At 44.0% G+C, this 25436-nt stretch carries 21 protein-coding genes and 2 riboswitches; of the genes, 9 read left to right on the forward strand and 12 right to left on the reverse strand.

Translation table 11 applies throughout. The features are described from left to right. Window positions 1-2: 2 nt before the first annotated feature. On the forward strand, window positions 3-2810 hold the full coding sequence (locus tag DWW52_RS12405; protein ID WP_118715833.1) for a pitrilysin family protein: 2808 nt from the start codon (window positions 3-5) through the stop codon (window positions 2808-2810). Window positions 2811-2872: 62 nt separating this feature from the next. On the opposite strand, the gene DWW52_RS12410 is transcribed toward DWW52_RS12405, so the two are convergent. Further along, window positions 2873-3940: a YhcG family protein gene (locus tag DWW52_RS12410; RefSeq protein ID WP_118715834.1), complete on the reverse strand. Its 1068-nt coding sequence runs from the start codon at window positions 3938-3940 to the stop codon at window positions 2873-2875. Window positions 3941-4181: 241 nt separating this feature from the next. Here DWW52_RS12410 and DWW52_RS12415 point away from each other — a divergent pair, with 241 nt between their 5' ends. Next, window positions 4182-4862, forward strand: a complete 681-nt coding sequence (locus tag DWW52_RS12415; RefSeq protein WP_158582586.1) for a DUF4163 domain-containing protein — start codon at window positions 4182-4184, stop codon at window positions 4860-4862. A gap of 210 nt (window positions 4863-5072) precedes the next feature. After that, the gene (locus DWW52_RS12420) at window positions 5073-5762 is read left to right on the forward strand and encodes a DUF4163 domain-containing protein (protein WP_118715836.1); all 690 of its coding nucleotides are present in this window, start codon (window positions 5073-5075) and stop codon (window positions 5760-5762) included. Between the two features lie 208 nt (window positions 5763-5970). Here the strand turns inward: DWW52_RS12420 and DWW52_RS12425 are convergent, their stop codons facing one another. Continuing rightward, window positions 5971-7824 carry a von Willebrand factor type A domain-containing protein gene (locus tag DWW52_RS12425; protein WP_118715837.1) on the reverse strand — a complete coding sequence of 618 codons (1854 nt, stop codon included), beginning with the start codon at window positions 7822-7824 and terminating at the stop codon, window positions 5971-5973. A gap of 61 nt (window positions 7825-7885) precedes the next feature. Here DWW52_RS12425 and DWW52_RS12430 point away from each other — a divergent pair, with 61 nt between their 5' ends. Then, on the forward strand, window positions 7886-8515 hold the full coding sequence (locus tag DWW52_RS12430; RefSeq protein ID WP_233556883.1) for an RNA polymerase sigma factor: 630 nt from the start codon (window positions 7886-7888) through the stop codon (window positions 8513-8515). Continuing rightward, window positions 8502-9770 (forward strand): carboxypeptidase-like regulatory domain-containing protein, encoded by a 1269-nt coding sequence (locus DWW52_RS12435; RefSeq protein WP_118715838.1) that lies wholly within the window; start codon window positions 8502-8504, stop codon window positions 9768-9770. Before DWW52_RS12430 ends, DWW52_RS12435 begins: the two co-directional genes overlap by 14 nt. Here DWW52_RS12435 and DWW52_RS12440 read toward each other — a convergent pair. After that, on the reverse strand, window positions 9767-10720 hold the full coding sequence (locus DWW52_RS12440; RefSeq protein WP_199691996.1) for a DUF4435 domain-containing protein: 954 nt from the start codon (window positions 10718-10720) through the stop codon (window positions 9767-9769). The two genes, DWW52_RS12435 and DWW52_RS12440, sit on opposite strands and share 4 nt — an antisense overlap. Window positions 10721-10893: 173 nt before the next feature. Beyond that, complete coding sequence (locus DWW52_RS12445) at window positions 10894-11730, reverse strand: AAA family ATPase (protein ID WP_118715961.1); 837 nt, start codon at window positions 11728-11730, stop codon at window positions 10894-10896. A 111-nt stretch (window positions 11731-11841) separates the two neighbouring features. On the opposite strand from DWW52_RS12445, the gene DWW52_RS12450 reads away from it, so the two are divergent. Then, a complete protein-coding gene (locus tag DWW52_RS12450) occupies window positions 11842-12210 on the forward strand; it encodes a DMT family protein (RefSeq protein WP_118715839.1) in 369 nt (122 codons plus the stop codon). On the opposite strand, the gene DWW52_RS12455 is transcribed toward DWW52_RS12450, so the two are convergent. Continuing rightward, window positions 12200-13003: an ABC transporter ATP-binding protein gene (locus DWW52_RS12455; RefSeq protein ID WP_118715840.1), complete on the reverse strand. Its 804-nt coding sequence runs from the start codon at window positions 13001-13003 to the stop codon at window positions 12200-12202. The two genes, DWW52_RS12450 and DWW52_RS12455, sit on opposite strands and share 11 nt — an antisense overlap. Window position 13004: 1 nt before the next feature. Beyond that, window positions 13005-14021 (reverse strand): iron ABC transporter permease, encoded by a 1017-nt coding sequence (locus DWW52_RS12460; protein ID WP_118715841.1) that lies wholly within the window; start codon window positions 14019-14021, stop codon window positions 13005-13007. 162 nt (window positions 14022-14183) lie between these two features. Between DWW52_RS12460 and DWW52_RS12465 the strand changes: the two genes are divergently transcribed. Both DWW52_RS12465 and DWW52_RS12470 read left to right on the forward strand, forming a co-directional pair. Beyond that, complete coding sequence (locus DWW52_RS12465; RefSeq protein ID WP_118715842.1) at window positions 14184-15998, forward strand: TrkH family potassium uptake protein; 1815 nt, start codon at window positions 14184-14186, stop codon at window positions 15996-15998. Window positions 15999-16153: 155 nt separating this feature from the next. Beyond that, window positions 16154-16822: a TrkA family potassium uptake protein gene (locus DWW52_RS12470; RefSeq protein WP_118715843.1), complete on the forward strand. Its 669-nt coding sequence runs from the start codon at window positions 16154-16156 to the stop codon at window positions 16820-16822. Between the two features lie 85 nt (window positions 16823-16907). Here the strand turns inward: DWW52_RS12470 and DWW52_RS12475 are convergent, their stop codons facing one another. The 5 genes from DWW52_RS12475 to DWW52_RS12495 all read right to left on the reverse strand — a co-directional run bounded on the left by DWW52_RS12475 (window position 16908) and on the right by DWW52_RS12495 (window position 24130). After that, window positions 16908-17714 carry an ABC transporter substrate-binding protein gene (locus tag DWW52_RS12475; protein ID WP_118715844.1) on the reverse strand — a complete coding sequence of 269 codons (807 nt, stop codon included), beginning with the start codon at window positions 17712-17714 and terminating at the stop codon, window positions 16908-16910. A 12-nt stretch (window positions 17715-17726) separates the two neighbouring features. Then, complete coding sequence (locus DWW52_RS12480; RefSeq protein ID WP_118715845.1) at window positions 17727-19688, reverse strand: TonB-dependent siderophore receptor; 1962 nt, start codon at window positions 19686-19688, stop codon at window positions 17727-17729. A gap of 53 nt (window positions 19689-19741) precedes the next feature. Continuing rightward, complete coding sequence (locus DWW52_RS12485; RefSeq protein WP_148315367.1) at window positions 19742-20887, reverse strand: YncE family protein; 1146 nt, start codon at window positions 20885-20887, stop codon at window positions 19742-19744. 106 nt (window positions 20888-20993) lie between these two features. Beyond that, a riboswitch (cobalamin riboswitch) is annotated at window positions 20994-21189 on the reverse strand. A gap of 131 nt (window positions 21190-21320) precedes the next feature. After that, window positions 21321-21995, reverse strand: a complete 675-nt coding sequence (locus DWW52_RS12490) for an anaerobic ribonucleoside-triphosphate reductase activating protein (protein ID WP_158582587.1) — start codon at window positions 21993-21995, stop codon at window positions 21321-21323. Beyond that, on the reverse strand, window positions 21986-24130 hold the full coding sequence (locus tag DWW52_RS12495; RefSeq protein WP_118715848.1) for a ribonucleoside triphosphate reductase: 2145 nt from the start codon (window positions 24128-24130) through the stop codon (window positions 21986-21988). The genes DWW52_RS12490 and DWW52_RS12495 overlap by 10 nt, the downstream gene beginning before the upstream one ends. A 99-nt stretch (window positions 24131-24229) precedes the next feature. Beyond that, window positions 24230-24411: riboswitch (cobalamin riboswitch) on the reverse strand. A gap of 313 nt (window positions 24412-24724) precedes the next feature. On the opposite strand from DWW52_RS12495, the gene DWW52_RS12500 reads away from it, so the two are divergent. Beyond that, a complete protein-coding gene (locus tag DWW52_RS12500) occupies window positions 24725-25120 on the forward strand; it encodes an MmcQ/YjbR family DNA-binding protein (RefSeq protein WP_118715962.1) in 396 nt (131 codons plus the stop codon). On the opposite strand, the gene DWW52_RS12505 is transcribed toward DWW52_RS12500, so the two are convergent. Then, window positions 25092-25436, reverse strand: a complete 345-nt coding sequence (locus DWW52_RS12505; RefSeq protein ID WP_018338683.1) for a hypothetical protein — start codon at window positions 25434-25436, stop codon at window positions 25092-25094. The two genes, DWW52_RS12500 and DWW52_RS12505, sit on opposite strands and share 29 nt — an antisense overlap.

Consider the following 25436-nt stretch of genomic DNA (forward strand, 5'->3'; position numbering starts at 1 on the left):
GTATGAGGGGATTGTTTATTACATTTATTGTTTTCTTTGTCGCGGCTTTCACTCCTTTGATCGCCCAGGAGGGAATGGAGGGATTGCGTCACGGGAAGTTGGAGAACGGGATGACCTATTACGTGAAGCATTCCAAGGCGGAACCGGGACGGGTGAGTTTTTACCTGGTGCAGAACGTGGGTTCCATTTTGGAAGAGGATCACGAGAACGGGTTGGCCCATTTCTTGGAACACATGGCGTTTAACGGGACAACTCATTTCCCGGAAGGCGTGATGCCTTATTTGCGGGGGAAAGGTATTTTTACTTTTAACGCACGTACGGGAGTTAATCAAACCGTGTATAATATAGAGGATGTTCCCACGGTTAACCGGGGATTGGTGGACACGTGTATGTTTATCGTGAAAGACTGGTGTAGCGAGATTTTGTTGAAAGACAAGGATATTGATGACGAGCGGGGTGTGATTATCGAGGAGTGGAGAAGTCATTATAACGTGGGGCGACGTTTACAGGAGGGATCGGCTCCCGTGGTGTATAATCACACGAAATATGCCCGGCGTAACGTGATCGGCTCCGTGGAGTTGTTGAAAAGTTTCCCGTATGACGTGTTACGGGAGTTCTATCACAAATGGTATCGTCCCGATCTGCAGTGCGTGATCGTGGTGGGAGATGTTGATGAGGTGGAGTACGAGAAACAAGTTAGAGAGCTGTTCGGGCAAATCCCTGCCCGGGAGAATCCGCGGGAACGTTACGAGGTGGAGGTTCCCGATCGGGCGGACATGGATTACATGTTGATTTTGGATGAAGAGAACCCGTCTAAAATGATTTCCTATCACCAACGGGTACACCGGGTGACGGATTTGGATGAAGTGGGACGTAAATCTTACTCGTTCAAGGCCCGGATCTTTAATGCCATCTGGGGACAACGTTTGTCTCGTATCGTGAATGCTAACCGGGAAAAGTTTTTGAGTGCGTCGGCTGAATTCGGGACATTCGTGCGGAATTACAACGGGTTCTCGATAGACGTGGTCCCGTATAAAAATCAAGATGCGGAGGCTTTTGAACAGGTGTGGAGCGTGTGGGAAGAGATCTGTCGTTTCGGTTTCACCGATAGTGAGGTGGAACGGGTGCAGGAATCCATTTTCCAAGAATTGCAGAAAATGGAGAGTGCCGTGGAGAAGGAGAGTAACCCGTATTACGTGAATGTATTTCAGGCGAATTTCCTGAGCGGAACCCCGTTTCATGACCAAAAAGAAGAGTTGGATTTGTTGAAAGAGGCGTTGTTGGAAATAACTACCGAAGATATGAATGCCTGGGTTCGCTCGTGGGCTTCAGACACGAGCCGGGTAGTCGTGGTGTCCGGTAATGATAAGGATTACAAGTACCTGACGAAAGAACAGGTGTTGGATATCATGGCAAAGGTTGGTGAAAAGGACTTGACTCCCGAAGTTGTTGAACATGAGATTCCGGCAGGATTTGACTTGGGACTACAAGCGGGGACGATTAAAAAAGTGAAGAAACTGGATCGTTTCAAGGCGGAAGAGTGGACGCTTTCGAATGGTGCTAGAGTGTTCTATAAATACGTGGAAGAGGGACACGGGTTCTTCTCGATGGCGTGTAGTAGTCATGGCGGTCGTTCGGTTGTTGCAACCGAGGATTTGCCCACCTTAACAGCTATGCAGGCGTTGACCATGAAGTCCGGTTTGTACAAGTATGACCTGAACACGCTGAAGGAACTCGTGCAAGGGAAACAAGTGCGATTGAACATGATGATTGGGGATTACACGGAAGGATTCGGGGGAAGTACGAAGGTGGATAATGCCGAGTTGTTGTTCCAGTTGTTCTACTTGATGTTCGAGCAACCTCGTTTTGAGAAACAGGCGTTTGACAAGTACGTGGAACGTGCTAGATACATGTACGAGAATCGCCGCCAGACTCCGCAAGACTTGGTACAGGATTCTATCCGGAAATTGACTGTCCGGGAGGATGAACGCAACCGGGATTTAGGAGGCGCTTATTTTGACAAGATGAATTTCGAACGGTTGGAACCGCTTTACCGGGAACGATTCTCGAATGCCAAAGAGTTTGTTTTCTGCATCGTGGGAGATATTGGCCGGGACGAGGCGGTCCGTCTGACAAGCGAGTATATCGGGGCTCTACCTTCACGTAAGGGAAAAGTGGAGAAATATATCATTCGTAATTATGATGTTGATGTTGACACACTGGCCCGGGAATTCAAGGTTCAGATGCCGGGAGATAAGGGTATGGTGAATATCGCCTTGGAAAATGACGCTAAATTTTCGGATAAAGAGCAGTTGGCGTTGAATATCTGGGGGCAGATGTTGCGTAATCGTTTCTTCTCGATCGTGCGGGAACAAGAAGGTGCCACTTACGGGGTGAATGTTGATGTGAATAGCATGACTTTCCCTTATCGTAAGGCCACGTTAATGATTGGCTTCGATACCCAGCGGGATAAAGTGGAGTCCATGAAAGAGATTATTTTCTCGGAATTGGAAAAGAGTAAAAACGAATTTTTCGTGGAAAGTGAATTGACTCCGATATTAATTTCTATCAAACGCGGTCAGGCCCAGGCCGACGAGAATATAGGCGTGGATTACTGGATGAGCGTGTTGAATAACTATGCCGAATACGGAACTGATATCACGGATCATAAGATTTTTAATAAAACGATTGAAAGTATTACCGTGGAAGATATTCGTAACGTGGCACGAAAGTTCTTGAAAAACGTGAAGTTAAGAGATTGGGTAATAAAGTCGGAAGAGGTCAATCCTCTGTCTGACTGGGAAAATTAGTAGTGAGGGTGTGTGGTTGTGGAAAGAGGCTGTCTTGCGACGGCCTCTTTCTTGTTGGATATTTATTCTTTTTTTTCGTTGTTTGACTGTTGTTCCATATAATGTTCTTTCGCAATAGCTATAGCACGTTGTAACTTTTCTGAAAGAAGTTGTTTGTCGGGTAATTGGGTGTAGTATTGTGCCACTTTAACAGGACTTTCTTCGTCTAGCATAAGATACTCAATATGTTCCGTGTTTCCTTCTGAACAAAGTATAAGGCCTATAGGAGATTCTTCATTTTGTTTGCGTTCATTCTTGTTTAAATATCGGAGATAAAGTAGCATCTGTCCCTCGTATTCGGGTTTGAATTTGCCGAGTTTTAAATCAATCGCAACTAAACGACGAAGTCCGCGATGGAAAAAAAGTAAGTCAATGTAATAATCAATGGAGTCTACTGTAATGCGCTTTTGTCGACTTAGGAAAGCAAAGTCTGTTCCTAATTCATTGATGAATTGTTGTATCTGTGTAATAATTGCAGATTCCAAATCTTTTTCAGAGAAGCTATCAGGTAAGCCAAGCATATCTAAGAAATAACTACTGCGGAATACCAGATCTGGTAGAAGTTGATTTGTTGTTTTTACTTGGGCTAGTTCATTTTTTATTATATTCTCGGGTTTTCGGCTAATAGCAGTTCTTTCATATAGTTGTCCCTCTATTTTTTTGTCTAAAGTACGAGTGTCCCAATGTTCAATATGACACATTTCTATATAAAATGAGCGAGCTAATTCATCTTTAACGCCCATTAAAGAACGTAAATGAGTCCATGTTAATTGTGTACGCAGAGCGTACATAATCTCTTCTTCTGAAAAAGTGTACGCGGCGCGTACACAATGTTGGAGCTTATGAAAACTCCAACCGCTACCATATTTTTCAGTTAGGCGTTCTCCCAATCGCTTTATAATTTGTTTGCCATACTCTGCACGCTGATTATAAAGTATATCTTCTTTAATTCGTTTTCCGATATGCCAATTCGTAAGACATATTTCGGTATTCAAGTAAGTTGCTACACGTGTACGTGTGTTGTCGATTATTTTGCATATATCTGTGTATAAACTATTTTCTTCAGGTAAAGCAGTTGTTGTATTTTTCATTATTCCTTGATATTAACTATTTTATCTTTTTTGTAGTCTCTGGTTATTGGTTACTTATACAAAAATAATAAAAAGATGTAATAAAGGCTATGTAGTTGTATTTTTGTTTGGAGTGGTGATTTGTTACTTATAAAATTTGAGGTGTTATTTGTGACCGTCTCGGGCAGCTTTTTTTCGCTTAAAGTCGAACCTTTGTTTCGGGGCTCCGTATATAAAGCAGAAATTGAAAATGAAAAGAGATATGAGAAGTTGTACTTTTATAGCCGTGTTGCTATCATTTGTATTTGTCGGATGCCAGGAAGTCACGGTAAAGGTCGGGGAAGATTTTTTGTCTCATAAGACAAACGAGTTTGATATCACGGTGGAATACCCGGTGTTTACTTCCCAGAAAGTAGAGGTGGATCAGGAATGTAAAGTCGTGAACGGGCGAATTGTTCGATTGATTGATAGTTTGCAAAATGACTTAAAAACACAGGTGAAAGAGTACGTGCAAAAAGCTCAGGAGATGAAAGAAGAACCGATGCTTCCGTTCGAACTGGATATAAAGGACAGCGTGTTTATGGCTGATCATCATTATATCAGCGTTCGTTTGTCTGTATATACTTTGACGGGAGGTGCTAACGGGTTGACGGAATATTACGCGTTTAATTATAGTCTGAAAGATAAAAAATTCTTGACATCCCAAGAGATATTGAACTATGACAAGAGTGCGGAGATTGATAAGCAGATTCAGAAGAGTTTCAAAAATCCGGATAATTGTTTTACGGAAGTACCGACCCTGGCAAATGTTACCACGGTAAATTTTACGGGAAGTGATATGTATTTCACGTACAACCCGCTGGTTTTGGGTGCTCACTATTGTGGTGCAGCCGAAATATTGGTACCTCGCATGTTGTTGAAAGGTGATTTATTGTTGAAATAGAATAGGGAGATTTGTAGGGGAGATTGAGGGTGATCCGAAAGGGTCGCCCTTTTTTTGAATACAATATTTATCTGTTAGTCTGTTCCTTTGATAAATTTTTTCATAGCTTCGTATCAATCGGAGGGGAAATAATTAAAAATAATGAAATCCATATATCAAGTGATGTTTTAATTTAATACATTTGTCATAACACACAAAAACAAACACACTATGAGAAGTACATTGATTATGGCGATTTTAGTGGCATTTGCCTTTGCAGGATGCCAGCCGAAAGTCCAGAACTTGGACGTGAAAAAGGAGAAAACGACAGCGAAATCTGAGAATTGGGACATTAACGTGAATCGTTCGATGTTCTCGTCTGTTGATGCAGCTTTGAACAAAAGTTGCGAGGTCTTGAACGGAGAAATTCAGAAATTCGTGAGTGATTTGCAGGATTCTTTAAAAGCGGATGCAACGGAATTCTTCCGCTCCATTGAAGCGGATGAAATGGAACGTCCGGAATGGATATACGAATTGCAGGTGGAAGACAGCGTCTTCATGGCAACCGAACAGTATATCAGTGTACGCCTGACGACTTATATTTTTACGGGAGGTGCACACGGAATGACGAATTTCTACACGTTCAACTATGACGTGAAAAACCAGAAATTACTTTCTAATCAAGAAATATTGAATTACGCGAATGAAGCGCAGATCAATGCTCAATTGAAAGCTAATTTTAAGAATCCTGAAAATTGTTTCACGATGGAGCCGACACTGAAAGAAGTGACGGCTATTAACTTTAATGCGACATCGGTTTGTTTCACCTATTCTCACTATGTTTTGGGAGCTTATGCTTGTGGCATTGCTGAAGTGACAGTGCCGAGAACGGCATTAAAAGGGGAGCTTTTGATCAAGTAAGGTAGTTTTTTATATTTAATAGAGGATGTCTAGCAAGCCGATCAACCAAGGCTACCCCCTCCAACTCCCCCTTACACAGGGGGAGGGATGATTACCAAGCGGTTTCCCCTCTTGTGTAAGGAGGGGTTAGAGGGGGTAGTCTTGGTTGATGAGCTTGCTAGACATCCTTTCATTTTATTTGTAGATTGTGAGGGTAACCGTATGTTGTTTATTGCAACAATGCGGCACTTTCCACTAACCGGATAAATTCTTTGCGGTATCCTTCCGGATCGTAGTGCGTCGCTTGTTTGGCGAGTTGAATAACATGATCAAAGTTCAAGTCGTTTTTGTACGCGGAGTTTTGCAATAACATCCCGAATCCAGCGACGGCGGCAGAGAAACGGAAATTCTCCGAGCTCTTGTTTAAGGGTGTCTTCGTGTCGAGAACAGCGACTTCCATTTTTGTACTGGTAAGAGCATTCGGTTGTTTGTAACGAAGTTTTACTGTTAATAATTCCGGACTATTTGTTAACGTCCTCTTTTCGTTCTTCTCGACTTTTTGGTATTTTAAGGGGTCGATATCCCCCACGATATTACTTTTCACGCCTACGGGGATAACCTCGTATAATGCGGTGACGCTGTGGCCGGAACCCATTTCTCCGGCATCTTTCGTGTCATCATTAAAATCTTTGTCCTCCAACATCCGGCTTTCGTATCCGATCAGGCGATAGGCCTGTACGTGGGCGGGGTTGAATTCGACCTGAATCTTGACGTCTTTGGCCACGGTGAAAAGGGTTCCCCCGAATTCGTTGACTAATACTTTTTTCGCCTCCAGTAGATTATCTATATAGGCGTGATTCCCATTCCCTTTTTCCGCGAGAACCTGAATCCGGTTATCCTTGTAATTGCCCATCCCGAAACCTAGTACAGTCAGGTAAATTCCCGTGGCTCGTTTGGTTTCAATCATTTTTTCCAGCTCGTCCGGGGAAGAGATTCCAATATTAAAATCCCCGTCTGTGGCAAGAATGATACGATTATTACCTCCTTTTATGAAATTCTTTTCCGCTACTTTATAAGCTCGTTGAATACCATCTCCCCCGGCAGTTCCCCCGCTGGCTTGTAAGCTCTCGATGGCTTCAATGATTTTTGTTTTCTCGTTCCCGGAAGTTGAAGCGAGTAACTCTTTCGTGTTATTAGCATAGGTGACAATGGCTACCTGATCTTGTGACCGGAGTTGTTGTACGAGTAATTTCATGGAGGATTTTAACAGGGGGAGTTTATTCTGATCGTACATGGAACCGGAGACATCAATTAGGAAAACGAGGTTGGAAGCCGGGAGATTTTCCAGGGCAATTTCTTTCGCTTTGATACCGATGTGTATTAATCTATGTTGCGAATTCCAGGGAGCGCTGGAAACTTCTGTCGTGATGCTTACCGGATGTTTGCCTTTCGGGGCAGGATAATCATAGGTAAAATAATTCAGAAATTCTTCCGTGCGTACGGCGTCAACCGGGGGAAGCGTCCCGTTGTTAATAAAACGCCGAACGTTAGAGTAAGCGGCTTGATCCACGTCAATGGAGAATGTGGAAAGCGGGTTATCCAAAGCTAAGAGGAAATGATTTGGATTAAAGTTCTTGTATTCTTCCGCGTGGATCGGTTGCGGGTATCGGGAACGATAAATGGGACTTCCGCTGACTTGAGTGCAGGCTCCGGTTATTGTATATTTTTTCTTCGGAATGTATCCCGTGACCACAACTTCCTCTAGTTGATCGAGAGCCGGTTTTAAGCTGACGTTCACGATAGAGTCTTTTTGGACTTTAACCGTTTTCGTTTCGTACCCGATAAAGCTGAATTGTACGTAATCTCCGACTCGTGCTTGTATTGTGTATTTGCCGGAAGTGTTCGTGACGACCCCGATCGCTGTATTCTTAATAATCACGCTAACTCCGGGGAGCGGTGTTTTGCTTTCATTACAAATGACTTGTCCGTTGATTTCTATTTTTTGGGCGGAGGTCATGATATTTATACTTATCATTAAAGGTAAGATCAATAATATTTTCTGTAAAAGTCGTTTTGTTTTCATAAGCCTTGTTTTTAATTAATTTTACATGAAGATGATTTGAGGAAAGAAATTCCATAAATATTTGAATGAAAATTTATTTAATTCGTATATTTGTAGAAATCAATGCTTGGATGTGAATCAGGTTCAGGGAAATAGAACGGACGAGGAACTTCTGCATAAGTATTGTGCAGGTGGTGAATTAGTGTATCTGGTGGAGGTCTATAAGAGATATATGCCACTCGTTTACGGTGTGGCGTTGAAATATCTCAAACGATCGGAAGATGCGCAAGATGTTGTCATGCAGTTGTTCGAGGAGTTGATCGGAAAGGTGAAAGAAACAAAGATCGAATCTTTTAAAGCATGGCTTTACACGTGTGTCCGGAACTATTGTCTGATGGAACTTCGAAAGCGAAGTCGAAATTTATCTGTTTCTTTGGACGATTCTTTTATGGAATTTTGCGATGATTTTCATCTTACGATTACAGGGGAGGATGAAGAACGGGAAAGAGCGTTGCAGGAATGTATCGAGGCTCTTCCGGAAAAGCAACGTATCAGCGTGAATCATTTCTTCTTGGATGAGCTTTCTTATAAGGAAGTCGAAGAGCGAACCGGGTTTTCATTGAAAATGGTGAAGAGTTTCATCCAGAATGGAAAACGAAACTTGAAAATGTGTTTGGAACGTAAAGGAATAAGATCGTATGGGACGGAATGATGACATAAAAGAATATCTTCGAGGTAGTCGGAAAGGAGGATCTGCCAATCGGTTGGAGCGGGAAGCTTTGTCCGATCCGTTCCTGTTTGAGGCATTGGAAGGATTGATGACGACACCGGGCGATCCGATGGACGGATTGATTCGTTTGGAACGTCAGTTGGAAGAACGGGCTCGTTTGTCCCGGAAGAAAAGATGGGGGTGGCTTTACATGGCGGCTTCGATCCTGGTACTGGCAATTTGCGGTACGTTATGGTACGTTCAGAGCGAAGACAAATTTACGGAGCCCGTGATTGCCCAACTTTCTTCTCCCTCTCGTGGCATTATTTTGGAAGACGGACAGCAGATTGAAGTGGGACGCAAGGAGAATTCTGTGGCGATAGGACTTGGTGGGAAAGATTCTTTAGGTAAAATTGAGTCCCCGCTTGCTGAAGAGTATCAACGGCAGAAGCAAAATACGACTCGGGAGAATAAAGTCGTGGAAACTATGGGAATAATCGAAATGGCTGATGAAGTGCAAGGGGTTTCCGTAAAACGGGATTCAATTCTTTTGATGAAGAGCAAGGCAAGCATTCCCGAGAATGTGGTGGAAGGTACGGTGGTGGATGAAGCGGGAAATCTTCTTCCCGGAGTAACGGTAATGGTAACCGGAACAAGTTTAGGTGTAGCAACAAATGCTGAGGGGCGTTTCCGTTTGACAATTCCGGGAACAAAGGCGCATTTGACCTTTAATTTTATCGGGATGAAATCGCAGGGGTGTGATGTGAAAGCCGGGGAACAGGTACGGATAAAGATGGAAAATGTGCAAGAACGATTGGATGAAGTCGTTGTGACGGGTTATTCGATGGTAAAAAAACAGATTGTGGCAGGAGCGGTTACAACAATGAAGGCTTCAGCCCTAGAGGATAAAACAGATGTTGTTGTTGCGCCGCTCGATGTGATTCGGTTCAATCAATATGTGGAGAAAGCTTTACAATACCCGAAAGAAGATTTGGATAAAAATAATGAGGGCGTGATTTCGTTTTCTTTCGATTTGAATAAAAAGAACACGCCCAGTCGTATTCGTATCCAAGATAGTTTTTCAAAGGAATGCAACAAAGAGCTGATCCGTTTGTTGAGTCAGGGACCCAAATGGGAAAATTCACGTTCCGGGATAAGAATACATGCAACCGTGCGCTTCATCATCGGGAAAGACGGGGAGAAGCCTAAGGCCGTTCTTTCGATCGTGGAGCCGGAGAAAAAAATCGGTCAGGACTAAAATAAAGCGTGAATATCCTCTTCTATTTTTTGAATCGCGGGGTAAGCCCCGAAGTACAGGTTCTTTTTCATCTGATCGTCAATACTGTTCCGGTAACCAAAAAGATTGACGTGAGGAGGTTGTGATCCCGTGAACGAATCCTTTGCCATCCGCAATACTTTCTTGCATACTTCCCGGTTGAGCATGTAAACCATGTCGTAAATATTATGTCCCCGGATAAAAAGATACGTGGTGTCGGGGGTTAGTCCTATATCCTTGTATTTATTTTCCAGGATAGAGAGGTCGGCCTTAGGATAACTCTTCCGAAGCTGAGAAAGCTTCACGTCGATTTTCCCTTTCAGTTTGTTCAATTCATGACGACCGTTTTGGCGGATATCCGGGCGGCGTTGCCATTGAAAAGAGATCAATTCGTTGAATTCGGCAATCGAAAATCGTTTCGGATCGGCTACGAGAAAATAAAGGTGCCACAAGAATAATTTGTACACGATATTTGAATACTCCTTCAAAAATTGCCGGAAATCAAACACGTTATTCTGTAATGTCGTGATCCGGTAACAGAGATCGTTCAAGCCTTTATCGTAACAATGGTGATTCTCGAAAGAGTAGGTGTAGGTTTGAAAAATGAAATGTCTGATATCTATTCCTTGTTCTTGTAGCAAATAGCGGTAGTCGCTATCAATACATATAAAGAACTTGGGATTCAGGTGTTTGACGTATTTCAGGCATTGGGTTACGCCTCTCGTTTCGTGTCCCCGTTCGTTACGGGAGCCAGCGATAAAATGGAACCGATCGTTCGGGCGGAAATGTTTGAATATGGAACTCCAGAAAATAATATCATCTTTGTCTTCCACGTGAATGGCTGCACGACAACGTAACAGTTGGGCGTCCATCATGAATCTCTTGGCTGCGTGGTAGTAATATTTTTCTTTGGAAACGGGAGGACGATACATAAAAAATGAAAGTTAAAAACTAAAAGTGAAATAGATTTTGTGATTGTTGATTTCAAGAATGTAGAATTTAGAGTTTGAAATTTAGTATGAAAAGAATCACAGAATCGAGAATCTCTAAGTCACAGAATGAATCAAATCTAAAATCTAAAATTTAAAATCTAAAATTAATAAGGTTATTGAATCAATAAGTCTTCGATAAACACGAGTTTATCACCCCAGCCGTCACCGAAAAGGCTCGGGGAGTGGGTGGACGTGATGATCTGGCAACGCGGGTTCAGTTTTTGAATCTCTTCAAAAAGGCGGTATTGCCATTCAATGTGCAACGAGATTTCCGGCTCGTCCATGAGTAGGATGTACGGCTGCTCGTCCATGAGGAACACGCGTAGCAGGATGATCAACAACTGTTTTTCACCGGAAGAGAGCTTGTACAAGTGAATGATCTCGTTCCCGTCCCGGAACACGAGCTGGTTGCTCATCGGGTCAATTTCTATCGTTTTGCCTGTCCCGGCAAACAAATGATTCACCGTGTCATAAAACTTGCGAATCCGACGATTGATCTTTTCCGCCTGATCGGGAAAGTTCGTGGCTCGAAGGCGGTAATCGGAAAACGAGTTGTTGTTCTCTCCCACGCTGTACACGATCTCTTTTAGTTCGCTGAGCAGAGGACTGTCTTCTTTTCCCATTTTCCGGCGATCCCGGATAGGCACGTCGAAAGTACTTATTTTTAAGTAATTCACCCCGGCCAGTTTTTGCTTTACCGTGGTTAGCGTGGTATCTTTCCGGTAGATGATGTCGCTTCCGTCAATGGTAACTTCGGCTTCGATATTGTATAGTTTCAATCGTTTAATATCTGCAGAAAGCAGGGCGTCGATAATGTTGAAGAACGTGGTTTTCCCGCTTCCGTTGATACCTGTCAGGATATTCACGTCGGAGTTAAGACCTTCCCACCGGAAATTATATTTTCCCCATATATTGCGAATCTCTATTTTCTGAATTTTATTTGCTTTCATGGCACTGATACTTACTTGATAAAGTTTATCTGAATCGTTATCAACAAAGGTAATAAAATTTATACTTTTGCGGTGTTTTTGAAAATCATTTAACGGATAAATATAGAGAGTATGCAAGGGCTTTATGCGATATTATTATTGATTGTTTCAAATATCTTTATGACTTTTGCCTGGTACGGTCATTTGAAATTGCAGGAAATGAAGTGGATAGATAACTGGCCTCTTTTTGGCGTGATCCTGTTTTCGTGGAGTATCGCTTTGTTCGAGTATTGTGCGCAAGTTCCGGCGAATCGATTGGGATTTATCGGGAACGGGGGCCCTTTCTCGCTGATGCAGTTAAAAGTGGTTCAGGAAGTCATCACGCTGACCATTTTTATCATCTTTTCGATGTTATTTTTTAAGGGCGTCACATTCCAATGGAATCATTTGGCGGCGTGTGTCTGTTTGGTGCTTGCTGTTTACTTCGTGTTTATGAAATGAGTGTCTGGTGCTTCTCCGACACCGGAAATATGCAGGGTTTACCGGAAAGGGGGTTGGAATGCGTGACAACGAGCGTATCATACACGGTTTCGATATTCTCGTAAGTAAGCACCTCTTCGGGAGTTCCGGTGGTGTGAATGCGTCCCTCTTTCAACATGACCAGTTGATCGCTGAATTCGCTGGAAAGATTCAAGTCGTGGATGATCAGCAACACGGTGAGATCACGTTCCCGGTTCAAGCGTTGCACGAGGTTCAGTATCCTCATCTGGTGAGAAATATCCAGGTGTGAAGTGGGTTCATCCAGCAGGAGAATTTGGGTTTGTTGTGTGAGGGCCCGGGCGATAGCGGCCAGTTGTTGTTCGCCCCCGCTCAGGCGGTTCATCATTTTTTCTCGTTTATTCCATATTCCTGTTAATTTCATGCTTTCCTCGGCAATAGCGTAATCTTCTTTGCTCTCGAAAAGTTGCAAGGGTGCATGATAGGGAAGTCGACCCATGAGCACGTAATCTTCGATAGAGATAAAATCAGCCTCCACGGTTTGGTTGACGATAGCCAACTTTTGGGCCCGTTGTTTGTGGGTCATGCGTGAAGAGTCCTCCCCGTTGACGAGAATGGAACCTTCTTTCACGGGAAGCATACCCGTGATGGCGCGAAACAACGTGGTCTTTCCCGCCCCGTTGGGTCCGATAATGGAGGTGAGTTTTCCCCGGGGCACGTTGAACGTGATATCGTGAATGGTGAGTTTTGGACCGTATCCACCCTGTAAGTGTTTTATTTCGATAGCGTTCTCCATATCATTCCAATGTTTTTGCGGTTTTACTACTTCCCATGACGGCAATGAATATGATCCCCCCAATGATTCCGGTGATCACTCCGATTGGGAGTTCATTGGGGGCGATGATGGTCCGGGCAAATATATCCGACAGGATAAGGAAGATTCCTCCACCGAGAAAAGAGGCGGGAATCAGTACCCGGAAATCAGAACCAATTATAAAACGCATGAGTTGTGGGATGATAAGCCCGACAAAGCCGATGACCCCGACAATAGACACGCACATTCCCGTGAGCAGGGAACTCAATAGGAAGAGGACCCTTATGGCTTGCCCCGCGTTTACTCCCAGTTGAATTGCTCTCTCGGAACCTAATCGCATGGCGTTGAGAATCGGGGTATAAAGAAAAGTTATCCCGAGGACAACAAGTGAGACCACGGAGATCAGCGTGATCAGTACGGGATCGGTTTCATTCAACGAACCCATGATCCAGAAGACAATGCCGTGGAGATTCTCGCTCTTGGTGACCGACATGATGAGGAGCATGAGAGAGGAGGAAATAAAACTGATCATAACTCCCGTGAGGAGTAAGGTCTGTATGCGGATTTTACCTCTTTTAATGCCTAGCGTGTAAACTAGGAAGATCGTGACCAAAGCCCCGATAAATCCGGCTACCGGTAGCATAAAACTCCCGTAAAGAGCGGGTAGTGAGAAAACGATAGCCGTGGTGACAGCCACGGACGCCCCCCCGGATATACCCAGCGTGTAAGGTTCCACGAGTGGGTTACGGAATATACCTTGCAAGATAATACCGGAAAGACTTAATGCCCCACCGACGATAAGACCGAGCAGGATACGGGGAACTCGCAGTTGGCGTAGGATATTCAACCGGACATCCTCGGGATCGCCATTCCATAATTCGAACAGATCCCGGAACGAGAAATGTATTTCCCCGAAGCATAACCCGGCAAGGATGCTTCCCATGAGGAGTACCAGCAGGAGTACCAGAAAACCGATCCATTTGTAATATTTTCCTCGCATGGGAATTTTTATTCGTGATAAATGATCTTTGACGTGCAAAGATGCGAAAAAATGATTAAACTTGGAAATCGGTGGAGGCTTATCGGTAGCGTGTGATTTTATTTGGTGAAAAAGTGTAACCCTTGCTAATAGATGAACGTTATTTGTTAAAAAAGTAGTGCTATGTTTTCAGTGGAGGTTCGATATCGGTTAAAACAAATATATCGCACGGTCAAGCAACTCGTGGAAATCGCGAGTAACGCGCTTTTGTTTTTAGCCTCTTTTTTGGCGGTGATCTTGATTATTTACCGCTTTGGATTCGAGATGCCGGAAGGCTATCATCATGAGGTGTATTTCACGTACCGGGTGATTTTGCGATTGTTCTTGATGTTGGGAATTTTGCGATTTTTGTTCAATTTTAAACTGTTGCGAGCGGAGAAAGGGTTTTGGGTAGAGGTATTAGTATTGCTCGTGTTGTTGGGAATGACCCTCTTTTCAAGTTATATAGATGCCCCTGATTTCGTGGCGCAACATCCTTTCTGGCATTCGTTGGAACGGGGGCTGACTTATATTATCGTGTTGCTGCTTAGTGTGATCCAGTTGTCGAAACAGATATTCGTGGTATTACGGAGCCGGGTGAAAGCGGAAGTGCTTTTTGCCACGAGCTTCTTGTTTATTATTTTGTTGGGGGCGGTACTGTTAATGCTGCCCAATGCCACGTATGACGGGATCACTTTTGTCAACGCGCTTTTTACCTCGACAAGTGCGGTTTGTGTGACCGGGTTAACGGTGGTCGACACGAGTGCCACGTTCACGCCGACAGGGTTGGTGATTCTGTTGTTTTTGATTCAGGTCGGGGGTATCGGGGTGATGACATTTACCAGCTTTTTCGCCATGTCCTTCCTCAGTGGAACTTCTTTTCACGATCAGTTCGTGATGAAGAATTTATTGAACGAGGCTTCTTTGAGTGATATATTCCGTACCGTCGTGTATATCGTGCTGACAACGTTTATCATCGAGGGGGTAGGTGTGTATCTCGTGTATTTGCAGATACAGGATGTGGCGGGTATCGGCAACAAGTTCTTTTTCTCGTTGTTTCACGGCGTGTCGGCGTTTTGTAATGCGGGATTCTCCACATTACCCGGTAACTTGTACGATCCGCTGATAAGGCATATCTACGGTTTGCAGGTCATTCTGGCTTTCCTGATTATATTCGGAGGAATCGGTTTCCCGATTTTGTTTAATTACGTGCGGCTTTTCCATTATTGGATACGGAATAACATCAAATGCTTGTTGGGATTGCGTTATAAAGTGGAACACCAACCCCGAATCGTGAGTACGACAACACGTATTGTTTTGCCGGCCACGTTGGTATTGTTGGTCGTGGGAACCGGACTATTCTGGATTTTCGAGAATCACAACACGTTGGAAGGAATGTCGGTAACCGGAAAATTTGCCACGGCTTTCATGGGTGCGGTAACTCCCCGTACGGCCGGATTCAACAACGTGGATATGTCTATCCTGCATACCTCGACCATTTTCCTGACGATCGTATTGATGTGGATCGGGGCGGCGCCTATGTCAACCGGTGGTGGTATCAAGGTGACGACTTTCGTGATTGCCCTGAAGAATATCTGGGCGCTTCTTAAAGGACAGGATCGGGTGATCATTGCCCGTCGGCAATTGACCCGGGAGAACGTGAACCGGGCACATGCGATCATCGTGCTTTCCATTTTATGGACGATTCTGGCCGTGTTTGCCCTTATCCTGCTGGAACCGGAGGCGACAATCACGCAAGCAGTATTCGAGATTACGTCAGCCTTGGGAACGGTAGGACTCACGCTGAACCTGACACCAACCCTATGCGTGGCAAGTAAAATCATTGTGAGCCTGACTATGTTCGTGGGACGTGTCGGTCTGATTACCCTGCTGGCTTGTTTCATACATAGCCAAGAAGCGAAATTATATACTTATCCGGATGAAACGGTAATACTTTAGATAATTGAAGATGAAGGAAAAAGTATTATTGCCGGAGATTTGGAAATATTTGTAAGAGAATGAAATATAAAAAGTATAAACGAATGAATTGGAGTTGGTATTGAAAAGGGCGCCTCTTTTCATTTTCAATTTTCAATTCTCAATTTTCAATTATTATGAAGTGTATCGTATTTGGATTAGGTAATTTCGGGGTGGCGTTGTCACAGCGATTGACGAAGCGGGGAAATGAGGTATTGGGCGTGGATTCGGATATTAGCAAGATAAATTTGTACAAGGATGCGATAACAAATACCGTGGCCCTGGACGTGAGGAATGAACAGGCGTTACAGACTCTCCCGTTGACAGAAGTGGATGTCGTGTTTGTCGTGTTCGGGAAAGATTTCGGGACCTCCTTATTGGTGGTCGCCCTGTTGAAACAGTTGGGGGTAAAGCGAATAGTGGCTCGTTCTATTTCCCCTGTACACAAGGTGATATTGCAATCCATGGGGATTACCGAGGTGATTAATCCCGAATGGGAATACGCCGACTTTTTTGCCACGAAAGTTGAGTTGGGCACAACGGTCGATTCTTACGTGGTGGATGACGATCATTTGGTGATCGAGTGGGAGGTGCATACTGCCTTCATTGGGAGAAAACTGGTGGATGCTAATTTCGAGGAGGAATTCGGGCTGAAACTCGTGGCCTTAAAACGTTTCGTCCCCAAGGCCAATAAAACGCTGGTATTGGATAACCCTGCCGCCGATCTCGTTTTCATGGAAAAAGACGTGTTAGTGCTTTTCGGACAACCGAAAAACTTCCGCAAACTGGGAGTGCGGATTGCTTAATGACGCGAACAATATCACCTTCAAGCCCCTTTTCGAAATTGTTGAAAAGGGGTTGGGGGGGTAAAGTGAAATTGAGTATCGAGTTTTAATAGACCATTTGAATTAGTTCCTCCACCGTCTTCACGAAAGTGACGGGGGTGGGGCTACAAATATAATCATCAAGGGTAAATATCTTATTATCCTTGACGGCTTTAAGGCTTTTGATTTCTTGCCAGTGGGTCTTTTCTTCTTCCCCGGCGATACCCATACCCACGATGAAGATCACTTCCGGGTTTTGAAGCAACACGTATTCTTTCGAGACAGAAGCATTGTCAAGCTCCTGGGCGATGTTGAGGCCTCCTATTTGTTGGATATAGTCGTGCATAAATGTACCGGGAAGTGCCGTGTACAAAGGGTTGGCTCCGATCTCCATGAATATCTTCGGGTGTTTCCCGGAGGGAATATTTTTTTGTATGGTGGCAAGACGGGTTTTACTCTCCCGCACGATCGTTTCTGCCAATTCCTTCTTTCCTGAAATTTCACTCAGGATTATCAATTGTTCGCATATTTCGTTGAAATTCTTAGGTTGGCCGATGCGAAGGGTTTTGATTCCCATACGTTCGAGTCCGTCTAACACTTTCGGGGGAGTTAACCCGGAGGTGATCACGATGTCCGGTCTTAGTGCGACAATTTTCTCCATGTTCACGTTCACGGCATCCGCCACTACGGGAATCGAGTCTTTCGCTTCCGTCAAACAGAACCGGGTACACCCGACAATCTGTCCCTGGGCTTCGATTAAATATAGGTTCTGCGTGATCGATGGGGCTAGCGACACGATACGTTTACTTTCTTGTGCTTTTCCCGTGAAAGCGAAGAGGTGGAATAATATGGGCAAAAAAAGAAATTTATACATGAGTATTGTTTTTTAAAAGGTAAATAGAATCGATGCCCGGAAATTTCTTAGGGGCATGGGATAATATTGTGTTGACTCGTAATAGGCATCAAAAAGATTATCAACTTGTAATTGAGCGGTAGCCTCGTATCGTTTACCGATAAGAAGATGATAACTCAAACTTGTATTATGCAGGGTGTAATCGTTGGTGTGATACGATTCGTCTGCCGTGGTGTAACGTAAACCCGTGTAGGTAACTTGGTACGTGAAACTCCATTTCTTGTTATAATCTAAGGCAAACCGTACGTTTCCTTTGTGTTTGGGAATATAAGGTAACTGGCAATGGTAGCTGGCGTCTTCGGCGAAAGCTCTTTCCCGGTTAATGGCTGGGGAGTAGGAATAATTGATCGCTATGTTGCCAGAAAACTTCTTTCTCGTGTATTCTCCCTTGACATATAATTCCGATCCGTATGAACGTACGTTTTGTTTGTTTTGTGGAGACCAGTAAAAACGTCCTTCCGAGGAAGGAAGCCATAGAATCCAGTCGTCGAGATTGATCAGGTATGCCGAGATTTCTGTTTTTAGCGAGAAGTATTTACCGATACTCGGGGTATAAGAGAAAAGAATGTCGTAAGAATACCCTTTCTCTGGTTTCAAATCTGGATTTCCTCCCGGTTCCCAGTAAAGGTCGTTCATGTTTGGGAAATGGTAGTTATACGCCATGCTTCCTTTAAAATGTAGGGTTGGTGCAATCTGTGCGAGGAACCCGATCGAGTACGTCGATACGAATCGGTTGTCATTGAGTTCTGCCATGTATTGCCCGTTCAGTAAAAGCCATGACGTGGCGTTCCATCTGGCGTTCCCTTGCCAGGTTAGTATATTGCGGGTCCGGAGATTAGAAGTATCCGTTTGTGATTGATATGCTTCCGACTTGATGCGGTCGTGCGTGTACGAAAGCGAGGTGTTTAGTATCAGGCCGGGACATGCGTCATAATAGTAATCAGTACTAAAATGATATGTGTTCGTGTGGTTCGTGTTTTTTTTATCTGCGACTTGGTAATTATCGTGTTGCGATTTATATCGGAGCGTATTGAGTAGGTAAGCTCCTTTAATGTATAACTTGTGAGCTCTTTTCGTGTAATCTACACCCATGTATCCCTTTAAAGCAAGCTCCTTCTGTCGCTCATGTTGATTGATATTTACCATGATTGGCTGAGGAAGTTGGTGATCTCCGAATTGAAGCCATACGTTGGATGATAGTGTCGTGTATGGCGATAAATTGAAATAGGCTTCTTGCATCAAGCCGACTTGTTTATATTTGGCTTCTTTTCTCTTTTCCCGGAAAGGATTTTTCATTAACACTTTGTTGATATATGTGTAATCGTTATCCGATTGTTGGAAATAAACTCTTGTCTGATATTGTGATTTGTTGGAACTAAATCGGGCAGAAGCTCCAACCGTGTACGTGGAATACGAACCGTATTCCGTGAAAACAGATATCTGACGTGTTTTTTGCCAGTTCGGCAGGTTGTTTAAATTGATGCTGCCACCGAGCCCCCCGGTTCCATTTTTTAATTGTCCTCCCCCGTATGATAGTTCTGCGTTATCGATAAAAAAGACTGGAATCTGGGAAAAATCGAACGTGCTGGACATGGGAGGGTTTATATTGATTTCATTCCAATTAACCCGGGTATGGGCAGGGGCTGTTCCTCGGAAGGATGCCGTGGCAAGGGCTCCTTGTCCAAGACTTTTGATATATATGACAGAGTTGTCTGCTAGTAATTCCGCCAATGATTTAGTTTTATTGGCGTTCAAGGTAGCGATTTCAATGGTACTGAGTCGGGCCCCGACATTAGCATCTTTCATTTTGCTTGTTTTTTTCTCTTGAACAAGCACGCTATCTAATTTCCCGTACATGGCAATACTGTCGGTTTGTTGACCGAATGAAATGATGGATGCGAGAGAAAGTAATAAGAACCCGATTAAGTGATACATGGTGTTGAGTATTCGGGTATTAAGTTGATGCCTAATACCCGATTATTTGATGTTTATTTTTGTGTACTTGTTACGGGAGTGTTGTATTCCGTGAAATAAATCATCGTCGGATACACGCCGACATATGTGCTGACAACTGTTCCGTCTGCTTTGAACTCACGAAGATAGCCGCGTTGAGCCGTGTAATCGAGGCAATCACATAGGAATACGTCTCCATCAGGCGAAATACCCATCCCGTACATTTCGTTTAGTCCGAGGAGAGTCCGGTAGGGCGTATATTCATGTGTGTTGATGTCAAACGAATATACTACCATTTGCTCTTTAACCCCGTCCCAAGCGATGGCCTTACATGTTTTCAGGCAGAAATAAAGTTTCTCTTTTGTACGATCGGTATCCATGCGATTTAGGTCCGTGCCCCAGCTAAAAGGTGCACCTATGATAGATCCTTCGCCAAAATCTTCGGCATCACTTGGTGTAAATGGAATTTCGTAACTATTCAAAAGTTCCTCGGTTGTCGGATTAATACAATGTAGAGTCACTTTGTCTGTTTCACTACCATAAGCCCATAACATCCCGTTTTTATCTACTATCAGGTTTGTCGTGTTTGCCACGTTGTCAATACCTTCTATCGTGCGCATACCTGTTGCTTTGATATTGTTAATATCAAATACGACAATCTTACCTTTGGCTTGACCGAATAATTTATTATTAATGGTCGCCATGTGTTCGATAGAAGTTGGGATTGCAATAGCTTCTATAATTTCGAATGTTTGGGTATTGAATTTAATGAGCTGGTTATTTAAATCAGAAGCAACGGCTTCTGTTTCGTTGATAGCTTGAATGTAACGAGGAGAACCGGGATCAGCTTTAATCGTGGTCACGGATTTAAATGTTTCCGGGTCAATAACCTCTATTTTGTTCGAGTTATTCAAGGGAACAAAATAATTTCCATTGATATAAGAAATAGATTGAGCGACATCACCGAGAGGACGGTTGTTGTTTACATCCCGGAAGATATCGTAAACGGAGCTACCGTCATCGTAGATGACAGATATTGAACCGAGACCTTTGCCCATTAGTCCTTCATTCACCACGATCATTTTTGCTTTTTTACCCGGTTCCGGTTGTGGAGTATTGTCATCATCCGAACAAGCCATGAAGGCGGCTACAAACAGCAATAAGAATAGAATTTTTTTCATCATTTTAGTTGTTGCGATATTAAAATTAAGGATGGAAAACGATGAATGCTGTTTCTTTTGGGCGTGTGCCCGATATGGAACAATTCATTGTTTACACCCCGAAACGTTGAACAAAGTGAAGTTTGGCAGGTTTTCTGGCTTTCTCTGTTATCCGGAGGGCCTTCCCATTCTTGAAAGAACAGTGGCATAACGGTACCGGATAATTGGATGAGAGATTACAGCTGCGGGTACAGCTCCGGTTTCACACCGGATTCCCTATCAAGAGGATGTCTGAAAAGTCGACATTAAACTCCCTCTTTTGCTCCAAAATTCAGCGCAAAGATAATACTTTTCAAAGAGGGTACAAAAACTTATAGATAAATCGCTTTGTGGTTATGTGCTTAAATATTAATATTTTAATTGTGTGGATAATATCCTTTCACGCTAAAATACATCATTTATGACAATCGTTTTCTTGGGGGCTTACTCCGGCGTGGTAAGTGTTGATCAACAAATGGTTATCCAGAATATCGCCATCTCTGAATTCCTGTATGATATAACAAGAATCCGCGAATTGTTCTTTTAGGTTTTCTATTTCTTCGGGTGTTTGAACTTGTGGGATAACGGTAGTCCGGAATTGATACTCCAGTCCCGAATGCTTGATGATCTGTATAGATTGCTTTATCTTTTCCAGTAACGATGCGTTTGTCGTGTAATTGACCTTCTGGTAGCAAGGCGGTGAGAGGACGGACTTGATGTCCATGGCGATACAGTCAATGCTCCGGTCTCGGATTAATTGTTTCAGGATATCCGGGTTCGACCCATTCGTGTCGAGCTTGACGGGTAGGCCGAATTCTTTTATCCGGCGGGTAAAATCGGGTAAATCTTTTTGCAGGGTCGGTTCTCCGCCCGAAATGACTACCCCGTCGAGCCAATGTCTACGTTTGGAGAGGAAATTTAAAATCTCCACCTCTTCCATGTCTCGTGTCTGCCGGATTAATTCCGGCAGAACGAGATAAGGATTGTGGCAATACCCGCAACGGAAATTGCAGCCTTTCGTGAAAATGACCGAGGTGACTTTGCCTTCCCAGTCAATCAGGCTTTGCTTGATGAATCCCCCTATTCGCATGATAAACAAACTTCTTCTTCCTGTACTCTTTTGTCGAACAACTTCCTGTCGTCGAACTCGGCTCTCTTCCCGTTGTTCCATTGACTCACGGGACGCATGTATCCCACGATACGGCTGTAAACCTCCGATTTCGCCCCGCATTTCGGACAGGAGAAATGTTCCCCGGCGATGTACCCGTGTGACGGGCATATACTGAACGAGGGGGAGAGGGTGATATAGGGCAGGCGGAAATTGGCCGTCACCTTGCGAATCATGTTCTTTGCTGACGTGGCGGAAGTCCTGCGTTCTCCCGTGAAAACGTGGAACACGGTTCCTCCCGTGTACAGGGTTTGCAATTTGTCTTGCTGGTCTAGGGCTTCGTACAGATCGTCTGTGAAGTTCACTGGCAGGTGAGTTGAGTTGGTGTAATAAGGTTGCGCTCCTTTCTTGTATTGTTCGTGATTGGCAACGATGATATCCGGGTACTCGGCCGTGTCGAGCAGTGCGAAACGGTAGGAGGTACTTTCTGCCGGAGTTGCTTCGAGGTTGTAAATGTTCCCGGTCTCATCCTGGAATTGAGTCAGCACCTCTCGCATGAAGTGCATCACCTTCTGTGCGAACTCGGCTCCGTCGGGGTGAGATATGGGGACACCCAGGAAGTTCATGCAACATTCGTTCATCCCGGTAATCCCGATGGTTGAGAAGTGATTTTTCCAGTAGCAACCATTGCGCTCGCGGATGTATCGCAGGTAATATTTGGAATAGGGATAGAGCCCTTTTTCCGTGTATCGTTCGATTACTTTCCGTTTGATCTCTAGGCTCTCTTTCCCGATCTCCATCAGGTGTTGCAGGCGTTGGAAGAAATTCTCTTCCGATTTGGCTTCATAACCCAACCGGGGCAGGTTGATCGTGACCACACCCACGGAACCTGTCAGCGGGTTGGCGGCAAATAACCCCCCGCCTCGTTTCATCAATTCCCGTTTATCCAGGCGGAGACGGCAGCACATGCTTCGCACGTCGTCCGGTTTCATGTCCGAGTTGACAAAATTGGAGAAATAAGGGATTCCGTACTTGGCTGTCATTTCCCAGATACCCTCGTACTCTGGATTTTCCCAGTCGAAATCCGGCGTGATGTTATACGTCGGGATCGGGAACGAGAACAGGCTGCCGGAAGCGTCTCCCTCGCTCATGACCTCCGCGAAGGCTTTGTTCAACGTGGTCATTTCGGCTTGGAAATCCCCGTACACCTCCTCCTTGATCTCTCCCCCGTGTACGATATGCTCGTTTTTTAGAAAGTCCGGGACCGTCAGGTCCATCGTGATATTGGTGAATGGGGTTTGGAAGCCCACGCGGGTTGGGACGTTCAGGTTGAACAGGAACTCCTGCAAGCATTGTTTCACTTGCTTGTAGTCCAGGTTGTCATATCGGATGTACGGGGCAAGAAACGTGTCAAAATTGGAAAACGCCTGAGCCCCGGCAGCCTCGCCTTGCATGGTGTAAAAGAAATTCACGATCTGCCCGAGGGCTGTGCGAAGATGTTTGGCCGGACTACTTTGTGCTTTCCCTTCCACTCCCCGGAACCCGACGGTTAGTAAGTCTTTCAAATCCCAGCCAACGCAGTACACGCTGAGGAATCCTAGGTCGTGTATGTGTAACGCCCCGCTTTTGTGTGCTTCGGAAATGCGTTCCGGGTAAAGCTGGCTTAACCAGTAATTGGAGGTGATTTGTGTTGCGATGTGTTGATTCAATCCTTGTAAGGAATAGGATGAGTTGGCGCTCTCTTTTACCCGCCAGTCACTTAGGCTCAGGTAATTGTCGATCACCTCTATATTTGTTAGCAGGGTTTTTGAGTTTCGAATTTGTTCATGTTGTTTGCGGTAGAGTAGGTACGTTTTCATCAATCGCAGGTCACCGTGTTGAAAAAGAACCAATTCCACGGTATCTTGCACCTGTTCCACGTGCGGGAGTTGATTCTCAGGGGTGTTGAAAGAGAGAATCTCAACTACTTTGGTACATAAAGCGTGTGCTGTTTTGCGATCCGGTTGACCCGTTGCTCGTGTCGCTTTGAAGATAGCCTGTTCGATTTTTTCTGCTTTGAAATCGCAAATTTCCCCGTTGCGTTTCACGATCTTTGAAAACGTGTTTGATTTTTCCATGTTTCAGTTTTTTGTGGTTAACATTATTCCGGGAAAAAAGACACGAAGAAAGATCGCTCGATCTCGACTCTGTTTTCTTGCTTTTGACCCGAAAGCTTTAAAATTATAGTTGCAATCGGCAGGTCTTCTGACTTGTTCTCGTCTTGAATCTCCTTCCCATCACTAGACAGTGGATTCCTGATTCAAGCGTTAAAATAGAACTTACAGCTACGGGTATAGTGCGGGATTTTCACCTGCTTCCCTGTTCGTCACCGGGGTGAACCGAATGCATGACAAAGGTATGATAAAATAATTATATAATGATAGCGATTTTTGAAATAAATAATTTTGTTGATGTAATTAAAATAGCAATGTATTTATTGTTAGTATGTTGTGTGTTTTATTTTGAAAACTTTCTATATTGTATTTTGTTTGTTGTGTTTTGTTTTGGGTGATTTTGTTGGGTTTGGTGTGAATAAATTTTCTGAAGATGAATATTCTCTGCCAATAATGAGTTTAGGATTTATTTTACTCGTGGCAGGGAGATTATTATATCCTTTTTATTCTTTATATTTGGGCGCGGGTAAAACCGGTATCGGAAAAAAGTCAGATAAAATGAATATCGAAGAATTCAGAGAATATTGCCTTTCGCTGGAGGGCGTGTACGAGAAAATGCCTTTTCCGAATGTTGCGGATAAATATAGCCGTGATGTGTTATGTTTCTACGTGTCGGACAAATGGTTTTGCTTCGTGAATATCGAGGTGTTCGATTTTTGTTGTATCAAGTGTGATCCCGACGAATCGGTAGAATTACGGGCCCGGTACGTCGGGATAACCCCCGGCTGGCACATGAACAAGAAATATTGGATTAGCGTCCATTTCAACCAGGATGTCCCGGATAACAAGATCCGGGAACTTGTGAAAAAATCTTACGATATTGTAGTCAACGGCCTTACCAAGAAAGAACGGGAGAAACTATCCGCTAGTAATACACGTGAGTTTTATACATGATTTCCCGTTTGTCGCAGTATTTTTGGATCTCGTGCTTGGCAAAACTCTTGTGTCGTCCGAAATGTTCTGCGATTTTCTTTACCAGCATTTCATCTCCTTTGACATGTAAGGTCCCGGCGAGTTTCTTCATGTTCGGTAGATCGAAGAACAGGAAGCTTTCGACCTCGCCGTCGCGGGAGTATTCGTGGGTAATGCCGCCCCAATCGACTTGAATGATCGAGAGAATCCCGTTTTCGATATATACGGTGATACAGGTTCCGATTTCTTTGTCGAAAGCATCTTGGTAGATTGTCGCTTTATGAATTTTGAATTTCAT

The sequence above is a fragment of the Odoribacter sp. AF15-53 genome (genome assembly GCF_003479425.1).
Lineage (GTDB): Bacteria > Bacteroidota > Bacteroidia > Bacteroidales > Marinifilaceae > Butyricimonas.

Coding starts and splice junctions, on each gene's coding strand:
- DWW52_RS12405 (WP_118715833.1), top strand. CDS start 3: ATGAGGGGATTGTTTATTACATTTATTGTTTTCTTTGTCGCGGCTTTC.
- DWW52_RS12410 (WP_118715834.1), bottom strand. CDS start 3,940: ATGAAAAATACAACAACTGCTTTACCTGAAGAAAATAGTTTATACACA.
- DWW52_RS12415 (WP_158582586.1), top strand. CDS start 4,182: ATGAGAAGTTGTACTTTTATAGCCGTGTTGCTATCATTTGTATTTGTC.
- DWW52_RS12420 (WP_118715836.1), top strand. CDS start 5,073: ATGAGAAGTACATTGATTATGGCGATTTTAGTGGCATTTGCCTTTGCA.
- DWW52_RS12425 (WP_118715837.1), bottom strand. CDS start 7,824: ATGAAAACAAAACGACTTTTACAGAAAATATTATTGATCTTACCTTTA.
- DWW52_RS12435 (WP_118715838.1), top strand. CDS start 8,502: ATGGGACGGAATGATGACATAAAAGAATATCTTCGAGGTAGTCGGAAA.
- DWW52_RS12440 (WP_199691996.1), bottom strand. CDS start 10,720: ATGTATCGTCCTCCCGTTTCCAAAGAAAAATATTACTACCACGCAGCC.
- DWW52_RS12445 (WP_118715961.1), bottom strand. CDS start 11,730: ATGAAAGCAAATAAAATTCAGAAAATAGAGATTCGCAATATATGGGGA.
- DWW52_RS12450 (WP_118715839.1), top strand. CDS start 11,842: ATGCAAGGGCTTTATGCGATATTATTATTGATTGTTTCAAATATCTTT.
- DWW52_RS12455 (WP_118715840.1), bottom strand. CDS start 13,003: ATGGAGAACGCTATCGAAATAAAACACTTACAGGGTGGATACGGTCCA.
- DWW52_RS12460 (WP_118715841.1), bottom strand. CDS start 14,021: ATGCGAGGAAAATATTACAAATGGATCGGTTTTCTGGTACTCCTGCTG.
- DWW52_RS12465 (WP_118715842.1), top strand. CDS start 14,184: ATGTTTTCAGTGGAGGTTCGATATCGGTTAAAACAAATATATCGCACG.
- DWW52_RS12470 (WP_118715843.1), top strand. CDS start 16,154: ATGAAGTGTATCGTATTTGGATTAGGTAATTTCGGGGTGGCGTTGTCA.
- DWW52_RS12475 (WP_118715844.1), bottom strand. CDS start 17,714: ATGTATAAATTTCTTTTTTTGCCCATATTATTCCACCTCTTCGCTTTC.
- DWW52_RS12480 (WP_118715845.1), bottom strand. CDS start 19,688: ATGTATCACTTAATCGGGTTCTTATTACTTTCTCTCGCATCCATCATT.
- DWW52_RS12485 (WP_148315367.1), bottom strand. CDS start 20,887: ATGAAAAAAATTCTATTCTTATTGCTGTTTGTAGCCGCCTTCATGGCT.
- DWW52_RS12490 (WP_158582587.1), bottom strand. CDS start 21,995: ATGCGAATAGGGGGATTCATCAAGCAAAGCCTGATTGACTGGGAAGGC.
- DWW52_RS12495 (WP_118715848.1), bottom strand. CDS start 24,130: ATGGAAAAATCAAACACGTTTTCAAAGATCGTGAAACGCAACGGGGAA.
- DWW52_RS12500 (WP_118715962.1), top strand. CDS start 24,725: ATGAATATCGAAGAATTCAGAGAATATTGCCTTTCGCTGGAGGGCGTG.
- DWW52_RS12505 (WP_018338683.1), bottom strand. CDS start 25,436: ATGAAATTCAAAATTCATAAAGCGACAATCTACCAAGATGCTTTCGAC.